Origin of the sequence: Pandoraea oxalativorans, from assembly GCF_000972785.3 — a bacterium.
GTDB lineage: Bacteria > Pseudomonadota > Gammaproteobacteria > Burkholderiales > Burkholderiaceae > Pandoraea > Pandoraea oxalativorans.
Genome location: NZ_CP011253.3, coordinates 5,227,189 through 5,240,423 on the forward strand (window position 1 = coordinate 5,227,189; position 13,235 = coordinate 5,240,423).

Genomic DNA, 13,235 nt, shown 5'->3' on the forward strand with positions numbered 1-13,235 from the left:
CCTAAACGTGTCAAAAGCATGAAAGCCAAGGCGGGCCGTCATGCGACTTTACTGCGTACTCCCCGGCTGCTCTTGCGGATAGTCCGCATCTAAACGCTTGATGCATAAGCACTTTGCATTGGACACGGGCATGCCGCCGGAAAAACCGGAGCCTGCGACTATACCCCCGCCTTTGGCAAGTGTCAACGCGCTCTCGCGCAAATTCTCGCCGTAAGTCGTTGATTGTTAACGGTCATGGTCGGTCATGGTCGGTCATGGTCGGTCATGGTCGGTCATGGTCGGTCATGGTCGTCGTCACCACGGATCGCACACTGCCGCAGGCACCCGGCTCAAGGTGCGTCCCTCCCTCCCAAATTCAAGACTTGCGACGCACATGTATGCAAACTACACTGCATACACAGCTGATTTACGTACGAATTTCCATACATAACACCGACATGGTTATGGACACTTCCCACGACACGCTTCGCGCCACCTTCTGGAAACCTGCGCTCACTGCGGGCAAAGGCCCCCGCTATCTGAGGCTGGCGAGCTTCATCGAGCAGTCGGTCGCGGACGGTCGCCTGCGCCCCGGCGACCGCCTGCCGGCGCAGCGCGAACTGGCGTCGTGGCTGGGCATCGACTTCACCACGGTTACACGCGCGTACAACCGGGCGCGCGACCGGAGCGCCATCGAAGGACGCGGCCCGCTAGGCACCTTCGTCAGCAAGCCGCGCGTGGCGCTCGATCAGGTGCTGGACCTGGGCATGAACATTCCGCCCGCGCCGTCCGGGCAGTTCCTTGGCGAGTTGCTGCAGAAGGGAATCGACGAAGTCCTGCGGCATACCGATGCCTCGATGCTCATGGCGTATCAATTGGGGGACGGGGGCGTTGCCGACCGTCAGGCCGGCACACTCTGGCTTGCGCCGATGCTCGGCGCCCTCGACCCGGCGGACGTGCTCGTCTGCCCCGGCGCACAAGCCACGCTGGCGGCATTGCTGCTCACCGAGACCCAGCGGGACGAAACGGTGTTGTGTGAGCCGATCGTCTACCCGGGGGTGCGCAGTGCGGCGCGCTCGCTCGGCCGTCGTCTGGAGGGTGTGGCCGCCGATGCCGACGGCATGCTGCCCGACGCGCTGGCCGCTGCCGCCCGCGAGCATCACGCACGCCTCGTCTATCTGAACCCCACACTCCAGAACCCGACCACGCGCACGATGCCCGAGCGCCGCCGCCGGGAACTGCTCGCCGTGGCGGACAAGCTCGACCTGATGCTCATCGAAGACGATCCCTACTGGCGTCTCCTGCCGGATGCCCCGCCGCCGCTCGCCCGCCTCTCGCCGCATCGTGTGCACTATGTATCCACGCTGTCAAAATGTCTGACGCCGGGCCTGCGCACCGCATATGTCCGTCTGGCGGACGACCGCAAGCGCGATGTCTTCCTCAGTACGTTGCATTCGTTCGCGTTGATGGCACCGCCCTTGATGGCGGGATTGGCCACGCAGTGGATCCATGACGGCACTGCCGACCGCCTCATGGAGGGTGTAAAGGAAGCCGCTGCGCAGCGTCAGGCCATCGCTGCCGACATTTTGGGTGACGCTAGCGACCCACCGATTCAGGGTATCCATCTCTGGCACGCGTTGCCCGCCCCGTGGACGGCCCGCGAACTGACCCTGGCCGCGCGCGCCGAGGGACTCGCCGTCACGCCCGCAGACGCCTTCTGCCTGTCGTCGGACGCGCCCAACGCGATCCGCATTTCACTGGGCGGCGTGCGTGATCCGGAGCGCCTGTCCAGTGCGCTCAAGCGTCTGCGGTCGCTGCTGCGCGAAGCGCCGCCGAGCTTACGCGCCGCGATCGTCTGAGACTTGCCGCCGGCAGCGGGGTACGGGAGGCATCGGGGCCCGCTTCCGTCCCGCTTTCGTCCCGCCTCCGTCCCGCTTTCGTCCCGATACCGACAGGCCCCGCGCGCACGGCAGAAGCCCCTGCCGGCGGGCTCACGCAAAGTCCGGTCGGGCGTGCCGTGTTGCGCGCGCCATCTACCGGAGCAAGCGCATGAACATCAGCCATATTGCGACGCAGGTGTTGGCGGCGGCGAGCGCCACCCCATGGTTCGCGAACTTCAGGGATCGCCCCGGCCAGACCTTTGAGCGCGCCCGCAACATCACGTCGGATTCGCCATGTCCCCATGTCACGCGCGAAGTCCCCAAACCCGTTTTACCGCCCATCGGTCTCGAACCGCAGTCCTATCACCATTTCCTGAAAACCCGATTGGCCGATTTGGTCGACGTGTGCGTCGTCGGCCATCACGACGACCGAAAGAACTGCTTGCTCGACCTGCCGCCCGGTGAGCCGAGCATGGTGCCGGTCAGCCGCTTGGTCGAGTCCGGATGCAGCCGATCGCTGCCACCGGCGATCGCGTGCGAACTGGCCAGTACGCAGCGCGAAGCCTGGCAACTCGCACGAGCGTATCGAAAGCAATACAGCCGCGACCTACGAGGCAAGTATTCGATAGCGTCGCTGGAGGCCCGGATCAGGACCGCGCTTCATGCCATGCCGGACGACGTCCAGCAGGCGTTCCGTCATAGCGAGACATCGATCGTGGTACCGCGTCACAGTTTTCGTCGCTTCTACTCCGGCGTCGATGAGGCCCGCCGCAATGGCGTGAAACCGAACGCTCCCGACGCCACCTCGCTCGTCATGGACGGACGCAGCTTCCTTCGCGACGCCATGCTGGGTGCGTATGTCGTGCCACCGAAGGACCACCCCGTGCAACCGTTCATCGTTTCGCTTGCGGGCTTTTACCTCATCGACGACATCCGGCCATCAGGGCCGCCCGCCAACAACGGCTACGAGGAATGGCTTGCGGAGTCGGGGCCGTATCCCGATTCCCAGGTCGAATTCCGGGCGCTGCACGAACACTTCTTTCGTCACTCCGGGCAGACGTTCGGTCGCCGTCCCAACTACCTGTCGGAATCCCCGGAGGCCACGACCTTCCGCAGCATTCCCCGCAAGGGCACCATCGAACAGACGCTCGCCAGATATCTGCACAACGGCGTGAAGCGCTACTACCGATTCGCCGCGGCCGGGCCGCGCGAGCGGGTCGCCCGGGACAGTCACCGCAACGCCCGTCAGGCGCTGTGCGACGCGGGCACGTTCGACGGCCTCAATCCCCGGCAACGGGCACAGGTCTTCGAGCGCCTGCATCGGTGGATGGACAAGGAACAAAACGCCTGACGGTCTCCGGCGGTCGCGCTCCCTGCCACCCGGTGAGGGGCGCGACCGGAGCGTCGAGGCTGACGTCGTGCATAGGCGGCGAAAGCGCCGATCCCCATCTGCAAATATCGGGGCCTCAACCCGACAATCCGATTTGCCTCAGCAGGAATACTCCGGTTCACGGAAATCCCCCGTGACCTCAACCGGAGTGACGATGATTCTCAACTCAATGTCCGAATGGCTGACGTCGGCCGCGAGTGCAGCCAAGGCGCTCCCCGCAATGCACGTACACGCCCATACGCTGCGCGTCGCAACCGACCTGACACGCGCCGCCTCCGCACCGATCTCGTCCACCATGATTGCGCCGGTCGTCCGGGACTGGCCCACCGTGCAAAACGCTGCGTCCTCCAATTGGTCGCACCCGCCGGTCACACGGGCCCACGTCTTCGCGCAGCGGCTGGCCGACGTGCGGCCAGTGTGCGTTGTCGGTGCGCGCGACGATGCACAGAACTGCCTTCTCGACTTGCCCCCCGACGCCCACATCGACATCGACGCAAGCCGTCTGCTGCTCGCGGGCTGCGAGGCGTCGCTGGGGCCGGAGATGCGCAAAGCGCTGTCGCGTGAGCGGCGTAACAGCGCAACCCTGGAGCGGGAGTTCGCCAACGCCCGTGCCGCGGAGTCGCGAGGCCAATATTCCGTTCGCTCCATCGAACAGCGACTGACCAAGCGGCTGAACCAGTTGTTGCCCGGCATGGGACGCCTGCTGAAGAACACCGGGGCCTATATCGAGATCCCGCAGTTGTCGGTAACGCGGTTGGTCACGAGCGTGCCGGAAGCCCGGCGGCATGGCATCGATATACCGTTTCAACAAGCCGATCTGCGTCTTCCCCTGGGGGCGCCTGAGATCCAACGCGCAACGCTAGGCGCCTATATCCGCATTCCTGCCCGTGACCGGCAGTTGCTCCTGTTCGTCTCGCTGGCCACGCCGGATACGGTCGAATGGGTCGATAAGGACATCAAAACCCACGCCGCCCGACACCAGCAGCAGTTGTTCGGCGACATTCCCGAGAACTTCGATGCGACGCCGTTACCGCTTCACGCCGAGCTACGACGCCCCAATCTCATCCGGACCCTCGCGAAGCATCTGCATGACGGGCATCGGCGCTATCACGACTTCGCCTACGGCGCGACCCGCGAGTCGCTCGCGCCGATATCGCACGCCGACATCAGACAACCGCTCTGCTCTCCCGAACCGGCACTCGCGACGTCCCTGACACCCACGGAAGCGGCAGAAACGACGGAAGCCATCGAACCTCCCCCGCAGCAACTTAGACGCCGTACGTCACGCAGCAATAGCGTGTCACTCGATGAAATGGCCAAAGCGGTCGCGGAGCTCGAACGGCTGGATCGGAAGTACCGCCAGCTTGGCCGCCCTCGCTTCGGAAAATGACGGGGCGACGTCAAGCTATCATTTCCCGTAGCTCGATCTGTCGCATCAGGCGTAGCCGCTGTCACTCGGCACGTTTTACTTACTCTGGCGAATTCGTACACTCCCTCATTTCGGCGGTGGCTCCCCCCACGCCGCCCTGACACGAGTCCACTACCCGCCATGCAGGCAAGTTTCGAGAAAGACAGCATTTTGGTCCTCGATGTCGACGGTACGCTGACCGACTCGGTGCGCATTCATCAACGCGCCTTGCTCGGCGCGATGGAATCGCTAGCGTTCGATGAATTGAACACCGACTGGGGAAGCTATCCGCATCACACCGACACCGGGATCCTGATTCACGCCCACGCCGAGAACGGTCGCGCCTTGCCGCAGCCGCACGATCTGGCCCGCTTCGAGCACGAGATCGACGAGCGCTTTACCGCCCTGCTCAATGCGCACGGGCTGGCCGAGATCCCCGGTGCGCGCGCCTTCGTCGAGGCCGCGCACCGCTCGCGCTGGGGGGTGGTGTTCGCCACGGGCGGCATCCGGCAGGTCAGTCACCGCAAACTGCGCTCCGTGGCCATCGATTACACGGACGCGATGCTCATCACCGCGTCCGAATACAGCTCGCGCGACCAGTTGGTGGCCGAGGCGATCAAACGGGCGCAGGCGGGTTACGGAATTACGCGCCCGCGGGCGGTGGTCTCGATCGGCGACGGGATGTGGGATCTGAAGGTCGCGCGCAAGCTCGGCATCGATTTCGTCGGCATCGGCTCGAAACGTCAGCGTTCGCCGCTGCTCGACGAAGGTGTCCCGGTCTATGACGACATGTGGGACGCGATGCACTGGCTCACTCCGGGCCGCGGGCGCGCGTCAGGTATTCGCTTGGCGTCACGCCCATAAAGCGGCGGAACATGGTGGAAAAGGCGCTCGGCGTGTCGTAACCGACTTCGAGCGCCACTTGCGTGATGGGCCGCCCGGCCCCCAGCAACGGCAAAGCCCCCAGCAGCCGCATCTGCTGACGCCACTCCCGGAACGGCAAACCGAATTCCGTCATGAAGCGACGCTCCAGCGTACGGCTCGACGCCCCCACCTCCACGGCCCAGTCCTGGAGACTGCGGGGGTCTGCGGGCGATGTCAGATACGTGTCGAAGATCTTGCGCAGACGCGCGTCGCGTGGCACTTGCAGGTGGAGCGGCGAATCGCTTTTCCACTCGACCTCTTCGAGCAGCAGCGCAATCACGAGCGCATCCTTACCCTGCAGCGACCAGTCGGGCGGTAACGTCATCGCGCGCAGAATCAACTCGCGCAGCAGCGCCGAGACTCGGATGACGACCGGCACATCGGAGGCTGCCATGCCGAGTCGTTCGACGTCGACATAAATCGTGCGCATCTCCACCTTGCCGCGCATGCGCACTTCATGCGTGACGTTGGCCGGAATCCACAACGCGCGCTGCGGCGGAATCACCCAGAACGATGTATCGGTGCGGACTTCCAGAATACCGGCGCTCGCATACATCAATTGCGCGCGTCGATGACTGTGAGGACGCACCACATGACCATCGGGGTAGTCTTTCGCCAACGCGCCGACGGGGCGGTCGTGAGCCTGAAACTCCAGGGGTATCGCACTGGTGATCGGCATTGGGACCAAGCCTCAAAAAAGGCGAAATTTGGGACGTATTTGGCGACGTCGTCAGCGTAACACCGCCCCCTCGCCCCTACCAAGCCCTACCAGGCCCCAACCAAGCCGAACGCGGCCCGAATTCCTTACCGCGTCATTGCAATCCGTGCACCGCTCAGAACGGTTTGACGATCACGAGCACGACGACGATGGTCATCGAAACGAGGGTAACGGGCAGCGCGCGTCCGAACACGGCGGGCGGCTGCGTACTTCCGTTGCGCTCCAGACGCCGCAACGTGGCCGATAACCGCCCGTGCAACGCGGACATCACAACCACGAACACAAGCTTGGCCATGAGCCAAGGTGCGTGCCACCCGTTAGCCATGATGGCGAGCGTCGGTCCTGTGATCCACACCACGATCAATGCGGGCGACGCCAGTGCATAGTCTGCCCGTCGCGCCACACGACGCCACTCCGGTTGCGCGAGACGCCCGCCCAGCGCCATCGTCACAAGCCCCGCAACGAAAGTGATGACCGCGATCAGATGCACCGCCTTGATCCAGAGATAGAGCATCGGATGTCTCCAAAAGGGTTCGGACGATTATTTCCATCTAAGCAACAGTTGCTTGTAATAAGTCGTCTTTATCGCGATGGACCGCATTAATACACTTCAACTGTCGACGATGAATTGAACATCGCCTCATCGGAGTCTGTTCCTGTCCCATTCGGGCTCGCGAACGTGTTCTGCCGGCTGGCTGGCAAGGCGCACGCGGCGCCGTTTGGTCGCCCAAATAAGCTGCGTGCAACGCCGCCAGACGGCCGGCAGGGCACGTTCCCTACGGGTTGCCCACCCAAAGGGGCGCTCGCCACGTCATGGCCCTCGCGAATATTCCCGATATTCGCTTCGGACCATTCCTCGCGACCGCCCCTTTGGCCAGGCAACGCGAGCCCGAATGGGACAGGAACAGACTCCACAAGACAGGAGAAATATCATGAAGCGCACCCTTATTACCTCGGCCCTCGTTTCCGCAATGCTGGCTGTTTCGGCCGGTTCGGCTTTCGCCAGCGACGCATTCGACGGCCCCTCGGAATTCTCGTGGGTTCCGCAAACCAGCGCCCTGAGCCGCGCACAGGTTCGTGAAGAACTCGTTCAGGCGCAACAGGCCGGTCTCGTGGTGCAACACGACGCCGTCTACCCGAAGGCAGCCCCGAGCGCACAACCGGCAACGGCCAGCGCCCCGATCACGATGGGTTCGGTGGGCGGCCAGCAACGTGCAGGCACGACCTACTTCGGTTCGTAATGTAACTCGCCGCGCCGCGGACCTCTTGCCCGACGAGAGGCCGCGGCGCGGCGCGCGTTCTGCGCATAACGACGCACCGGTTGCCGGTGCTCAGTGTGATCTCCGGTCTTTCCCGACCTAAGACTCCTGTCGCTGTGCGTAGCGGTTCGACGCACAGGACTTTGCCCGTCGCTTCGGCGACGGGCTTTTTTAGCCGGGACGCACGAAAACGAAGAAGCCCGCATCAGCGGGCTTCTTCGCGTTTACCGACTCGATGGCCACGCATGGCCACCGAGGAAAACAATGCCTTACTTCGCGAACGACTTCGCCAGGAATTCGAGCGCACGGCCGTGGGCCAGCGCGGCCGAGGGCTGATGGTACGACTCGCGCGACCAGCAGTTGAAGCCGTGATCCGCGTTCGGGTACACAAACACTTCGGTGCTCGGGCGCGACTTCACGGCCTCGCTCACCTGCGCGACGATGTCAGGCGTGATGTGACTGTCGAGCGCGCCATAGTGGAACTGCGTCGGCACGTTGAGGTGGGCCGCTTCGCTCAGATAGTTGTGAATGCCGCCGCCGTAGTACGGCACGGCGGCGTCGACCAAACCACGCGCCGCGCTCAGGTATGACAGCAGACCGCCGAAGCAATAGCCGATGGCGGCGACCTTGGCACCCGCGTCCAGCTTGCCCCGCAGCGCCTTCACCGTCGCTTCGATATCCTTCACGGCCTTCTCGACGTCGACCGCCTTGCGCAGTTCCATCGCGCGGCCCCAGTCGTCGCCCGAGTAGCCGAGTTCGATGCGCGGCGCCGAGCGCCAGAAGATGTCCGGCGCGAGCACGACATAACCGTCCATCGCGTACTGATCGGCCACGCCGCGAATATGCTCGTTCACGCCGAAGATTTCCTGCACCAGCACGACGCCCTGGGCGCTGGCCGTCTTACCATTCGGCGGCAATGCCAGATAGGCATCGAAGGCGCCATCCACGGTTTCAACACGAATCCATTGACTGTTCGACACGGAAGTTGCTCCATCAAAAAGGGGGAAATGCCTGCGCCCTGACATCGAACAACGCCCTGGGATCGGGCGCGGCCACTCGATACGTTCGAGTTGGCCAGACACAGTTAGGCCGGATCAGTATAGGGACTTTTGAGACGATTCACAGCGCGTCGGAAAGCCCGCCGGATAAGGCTCGACGCCACGTCACACAACGCGCCCTGCGACCGCCTGACGCATAAATCGCGCCTTGTCGCCGTAAAGCGCCGTCCATCGTTTCGACGTCCGAACCCGCCCGCGTTGCGTCCAGCGCGCCGTCCGGGACTCAGTCCGGCGCTTTCGCGAGCGCCGCTTCCAGCAGTTTCACCACACCGCCGAACGCCGCCACCTGCGCGGAGTCGATGCCGTACAACGCGCTCAGCGACGGTCCGGGATTCAGGAAATCCACACGCACGTCGTCGGCGCTCGCAGCCCACACCATCACTTTCAATGGCAGTTCCAGTCCTGCATGGGGGTTTGCGGCCATCACGGGCGTACCGCCCTTCGGATTACCGAACAGCACCAACCGGGTCGGACGTAGCGACGTGCCCGCCGAGGCCGCCGCCTTCGCCAGCCGATCTCATCGGCCCTCGCACCGTGCCCCGCCTTACATGTCGTTACCGCCCCGCTGTCGGCCATTCGAGGCGCGTTACGCTTGGCCCCGTCGTTCGACAATTCAGTGAACGTATTTGATACGGAGTCCATATGACCAAGATTTCGATGCGCCAAACCGTGAGCAGCCTTGCGCTGATGCTCGCGCTGACGGCCACCGGCGTCAGCCTGCCCGCTGCCGCCGCCACACTGGGCGAGATGCCGCCTCCGCCGCCGGGCATGGGCCCGCACTTCGGTGGCCCCGATCAGCGCGGGCCTATGGGCCCGGCCGGGCACGGCGGCCCGGGCTTTGCTGCAGTTCGTACCATCGAGGAAATCGCGCATCTCTATCGCATCGGCGGTCATCCTGAGAATGTCCTGCCGTTCTATCGCGAGACACTGACGCAAACGCGCGACCCGATGCTGCGTCACCACTTGCGCGAGGCCATCGCGCGTGAGGAACTGAAACCGACCGACACCACGGCGGCCATCGCCACGTTGCGCGCGCAACTGAGCGAAGACCTCGCGGCCCTCCCCACGCCCGAGACCAAGCGTCGCTAAGTTTCGACACGCACCGCACCCGGCGACACCGCGTCGACGGGTGCGCCGCCCGCGCATCAGAACGTGTATTTCGCGCCGACGTTTACCAGCACGCCGCGCATGCCCCCCCGTGCCGAAGCTCTTCTGATACGACACACGGCCATACAGCGAGAAGCTCGCGCCCTGCACGCTGTTCACTCCCAGCGAGAACATCATCGAATCGCCGTACTTGCCGGTCTGGAACATCGCGTCGCTGACCTGAACATTGGTGCCGCCGACGAACGCGTGGATGACGTCGAACCCGAAGTACGGCGTGATGCGCCCGGTGCTGACATCGAAAGGACGCGTGAGCCGCACGCCGAGGCGTCCGGTGAACTGGTTCTGTGAGCCGATGTTCACGGCCAGTCCGTCGGCATCGGTCACATTGTCGAAGCCGAGGTGCTGGCCGACGAACTGCAACTGCGGCTCCAGGTTCATGCCATACGCGAGCGCCAGCGGATAACCGGCTTCGATGGACGCCGCGTAGCTGTTGCCCCGCATCGGCGCGACATCGCCGCGCGCCTCGGTCGTCGTGCGCCCGTTGAACCACCCGACCGACGCGATGCCGTCCACGTACCAGCCCTGCTGGCTCTGATACGTCCCATAGCCATACAGACGATAGACGCTGGCGCGCGTGGTGCTCGGCCCGTCAATGGCAGTCGGCTCGTAATGCAGCCATCCCATCGAACCCGCTGCACCGAAGCGCCACGTGCCGTTATCGGTGAAGTGCTTGAACAGATTGCCACCGATCTGAATCGCGCCGTAGTCGGCGTTCATGTCGTAGCCGAACGCCTGAAAGCTCTGGTTGGAGCGGTACTTGAAGCTGCCGCCGTAGCCGCGCATGAACATCTCGCCCGGTCCACGGTCGCGGCCGAGAATCCGGTCGTCGCGCACTTCGCCCAGACGCCGGTGCAACGAATCGATGTCCGTCATCCCCGCTTGCAGGAAGGCGGCCGGTGCGCTCAGATAAGACGCCACCTGCGGCGCCACCTCACGCCGCGCATCCGGTGGGATCGGCTCATCGACGCCGCCCCCGGGGTTGCCCGGCTCCTCCGGATCCACCTCCCCTCCGGGCGACACAAAGGCGCTCTGCAACCGGTAGTCCCAATAGCCCGCGCCAGTGCCGACGAGGTTCTGCGTCGGGTCGGCCGTCCCATGGGCCGATCCTGGACCGTAGGCATAGAGCCGGTATTCGTACGGCGAATTCGGTGCCACCACATAACCGCCCGCCAGTCTGAACGCGTTGAATGTCGAGGCGCCTGCCACCTGCACCAGCGAAATCCCTTCGTTGTTGTTGATCACCCCGGTGAGCGACGTCAGCGCGCCCGGGCTGCCCGTCGTCGGGTTGACGCGCAGCGTCGTCGTGCCGCTCGCGCTGCCCTGAATCAGCAGACGGTCGGTGTACTGATTCGACAGCGCGCCGCCTGCGTTCAGATACGTGTTGAGCGCGACCGTGCCGCTGCCGCCGGTGTAACCGTTGCCGACCGTCACATTGCGATACGACCCCTGGCTGGTGGGTGCGGAGGTGAGCAACGCCGTCACCGGAAAATCGACCAGGCTGTTGGTATTGTTCAACTCGGTGACGTTGGACGAACCCGTCACATGCCAGGCGCTGTTGTTACTCAGGTTGACGACCGACGTGCTGCTGCTGTCCGTGTAAATACGCCCCGTGATGGTCGAGTTGCTGGCGTCGAGATTGAGCGTCGCACCAAGCCCCGACCGGGCCGAGGCATTGATCGCCCCGCCGCCGCCGCTCAGCGTCGAGTTCACCAGGTTGACGTTGGCGATGCCGCCGTAGATCCACAACGCGACACCGCTGTCCGACGTCACGGTCGTGTCCTGCAAGGTCATGTTGTAGCCGCCCGCGCGCAGCGGGGCCGCGATGCCTGCGCGCGACACGGCGCTCAGCGCGGGCGACGGCAGATCGCTGCCGAGATCCGTCGGCGCAGCGGGGATCGGCGTGTCGATGGCGAACGACGGGGCCGGGTCGGACGACGCAAGCAACGGCGTCGTCGCGGGCAAGGGCGGCAGGCCCGGCGTCGGGGCCGACGTCAGAAGACCGCTAAGCGTTGGCGGCGCGTCGAACACGATGGCCGCCGTGCCAGCGCCTGTGGCGCGTATCGTCGCGCCGGTCGCATTGACCATGCCGCCGTTCTGGATGCGCACGGCGTACGCGTTGGTCCCCGTCGTGGTGATCGACGTCCCCGCGCCGCTCGCGCTGCTGCGCAGCAGGTTGACGGTCCCCGCGTTGGCGTAGATACCATAGGTACTCGCCTTATCGGTCGTGATGGTGCCACCGGCGAAGTTGGTCGTGCTGCCCGTCCACCCATAAATGCCGTAGGCCTGCGTGCCGTGCGTGGCAATGGCGAAGTCGGAGAGATTCACCGTCGCCGCGCCGCTGCCGGAAAGCAAACCGTAGGCCGTCTGTCCCTGCGTGGTGATCGACCCGCCGTTCAGCGTGGCCGTAGTGCTGCCGGAAATCCACATGCCGTAGGCGGAGGTGCCTTGCGTGTTCACCGCGACCTGCGATCCGGTGACGGTCGACGTGCCGTTCACGAGCAAGCCGTAGGTCGCGTTCTGCGTGGTCGAGAGACTCAACCGATTGAGGTTGCCGTTCGCCGTACCGATACGCACCGCGTGACTGCCCGCGCCGGTCGTGCTGACGGTCACGGTGCCGGGTGTGTTGGGGTCGGTGTTCGTGTTGAGCGTGCCGCCGGACTCCGCGTTCAGTCCGAGATTACCGGCCACCGCTGTCGTGATGGTCGAGTTGCCGTTGATCGTGGCGATGGAGCCGTTGTACACCTGCACACCGCCCGCGCCAGCACCAGCCCCCGTGCCGACGGCCCCCTTCGACGTCACGGTCGAGTTGGTGAGCGTGATGTTGCTGCCGCCCCAGGAACGCACGCCCCAGCTGTCCTGACCGTTCACGGTGATCGACGTGTCGCTCAGATCGATGGTCGACGATGCGCCATAGGGACGCATGCCGTCGGCTTTCAGGCCGGTGGTCACAATGGTCACGTTGGCACCGGTCAGCACCGAGTTGCCTTGCGACGATTCGGGCATGTAGACGCCGTGCACCTGTTCGCCGACGCCGGTCAGCAACACGCCCGCCTGACTCGCGACGATATTGACGGTGCCGTTCGCGATGTAAAGCGCGTCGTTCGGCGCACCTAAGCGGTAGTCCGACGTCACCGACACGACCCCGGGGATACCGAGATTCGGATTGATCGTGACACTTGCGCCGCGAAACACCGAAATCCCGGCGCCGCCGAGATGGGTCGGATAAGGCGGGACGGGGTGAATCGTCACGCTCCCCTGAATCTCCCCGACCGGCACGACATTGCCGTCGTAAAACTGTTCGTACGTGAGCGTGGTGCCGGAGACGATTGTGGGTAGCGGATAGACCTGTGCGTGCGCGGCACCGGCGATCAGAAAAAGCAAAGACGCCGCCGTCGCAACGGGACGGCGGCGGGGCAAGCGTTCGTGCTCGGCGTGAGTCACTCTACCTCCCG

The 13,235-nt window shown here is 64.5% G+C and carries 10 protein-coding genes; 5 read left to right on the plus strand and 5 right to left on the minus strand.

Translation table 11 applies throughout. From position 1 onward, the window contains the following. Positions 1-443 precede the first annotated feature (443 nt). The 4 genes from MB84_RS23150 (at position 444) to MB84_RS23165 (ending at position 5,521) form a co-directional block, all read left to right on the plus strand. Positions 444-1,838, plus strand: coding sequence for an aminotransferase-like domain-containing protein (locus tag MB84_RS23150; protein WP_211279325.1), 1,395 nt, complete (start codon positions 444-446; stop codon positions 1,836-1,838). A gap of 190 nt (positions 1,839-2,028) precedes the next feature. After that, on the plus strand, positions 2,029-3,210 hold the full coding sequence (locus MB84_RS23155) for a hypothetical protein (RefSeq protein WP_052652711.1): 1,182 nt from the start codon (positions 2,029-2,031) through the stop codon (positions 3,208-3,210). A 193-nt stretch (positions 3,211-3,403) separates the two neighbouring features. Then, entirely contained in the window at positions 3,404-4,639 is a 1,236-nt protein-coding gene (locus MB84_RS23160; RefSeq protein ID WP_046290039.1) for a hypothetical protein, read from the plus strand. A gap of 159 nt (positions 4,640-4,798) precedes the next feature. Further along, on the plus strand, positions 4,799-5,521 hold the full coding sequence (locus MB84_RS23165; protein WP_046290040.1) for an HAD family hydrolase: 723 nt from the start codon (positions 4,799-4,801) through the stop codon (positions 5,519-5,521). On the opposite strand, the gene MB84_RS23170 is transcribed toward MB84_RS23165, so the two are convergent. Together MB84_RS23170 and MB84_RS23175 are read right to left on the minus strand one after the other, a co-directional pair. Beyond that, positions 5,469-6,260, minus strand: coding sequence for an AraC family transcriptional regulator (locus MB84_RS23170; protein WP_046290041.1), 792 nt, complete (start codon positions 6,258-6,260; stop codon positions 5,469-5,471). The genes MB84_RS23165 and MB84_RS23170 overlap by 53 nt on opposite strands. 154 nt (positions 6,261-6,414) lie before the next feature. After that, complete coding sequence (locus tag MB84_RS23175; RefSeq protein WP_046290042.1) at positions 6,415-6,813, minus strand: CopD family protein; 399 nt, start codon at positions 6,811-6,813, stop codon at positions 6,415-6,417. A 418-nt stretch (positions 6,814-7,231) separates the two neighbouring features. Here MB84_RS23175 and MB84_RS23180 point away from each other — a divergent pair, with 418 nt between their 5' ends. Continuing rightward, positions 7,232-7,540, plus strand: coding sequence for a DUF4148 domain-containing protein (locus tag MB84_RS23180; RefSeq protein WP_084009946.1), 309 nt, complete (start codon positions 7,232-7,234; stop codon positions 7,538-7,540). A gap of 287 nt (positions 7,541-7,827) precedes the next feature. Here the strand turns inward: MB84_RS23180 and MB84_RS23185 are convergent, their stop codons facing one another. The 3 genes from MB84_RS23185 to MB84_RS23195 all read right to left on the minus strand — a co-directional run bounded on the left by MB84_RS23185 (position 7,828) and on the right by MB84_RS23195 (position 13,164). Next, positions 7,828-8,583, minus strand: a complete 756-nt coding sequence (locus MB84_RS23185) for a dienelactone hydrolase family protein (RefSeq protein ID WP_046290043.1) — start codon at positions 8,581-8,583, stop codon at positions 7,828-7,830. A gap of 256 nt (positions 8,584-8,839) precedes the next feature. Then, complete coding sequence (locus tag MB84_RS23190) at positions 8,840-9,076, minus strand: DUF302 domain-containing protein (protein ID WP_245725439.1); 237 nt, start codon at positions 9,074-9,076, stop codon at positions 8,840-8,842. Next, the gene (locus MB84_RS23195; protein ID WP_046290044.1) at positions 9,040-13,164 is read right to left on the minus strand and encodes an autotransporter family protein; all 4,125 of its coding nucleotides are present in this window, start codon (positions 13,162-13,164) and stop codon (positions 9,040-9,042) included. The genes MB84_RS23190 and MB84_RS23195 overlap by 37 nt, the downstream gene beginning before the upstream one ends. Positions 13,165-13,235: the final 71 nt, after the last annotated feature.

What these genes read in the sequence shown, in the direction of transcription:
- MB84_RS23150 (WP_211279325.1), top strand. Translation starts at nt 444, where the DNA reads ATGGACACTTCCCACGACACGCTTCGCGCCACCTTCTGGAAACCTGCG.
- MB84_RS23155 (WP_052652711.1), top strand. Translation starts at nt 2,029, where the DNA reads ATGAACATCAGCCATATTGCGACGCAGGTGTTGGCGGCGGCGAGCGCC.
- MB84_RS23160 (WP_046290039.1), top strand. Translation starts at nt 3,404, where the DNA reads ATGATTCTCAACTCAATGTCCGAATGGCTGACGTCGGCCGCGAGTGCA.
- MB84_RS23165 (WP_046290040.1), top strand. Translation starts at nt 4,799, where the DNA reads ATGCAGGCAAGTTTCGAGAAAGACAGCATTTTGGTCCTCGATGTCGAC.
- MB84_RS23170 (WP_046290041.1), bottom strand. Translation starts at nt 6,260, where the DNA reads ATGCCGATCACCAGTGCGATACCCCTGGAGTTTCAGGCTCACGACCGC.
- MB84_RS23175 (WP_046290042.1), bottom strand. Translation starts at nt 6,813, where the DNA reads ATGCTCTATCTCTGGATCAAGGCGGTGCATCTGATCGCGGTCATCACT.
- MB84_RS23180 (WP_084009946.1), top strand. Translation starts at nt 7,232, where the DNA reads ATGAAGCGCACCCTTATTACCTCGGCCCTCGTTTCCGCAATGCTGGCT.
- MB84_RS23185 (WP_046290043.1), bottom strand. Translation starts at nt 8,583, where the DNA reads ATGTCAGGGCGCAGGCATTTCCCCCTTTTTGATGGAGCAACTTCCGTG.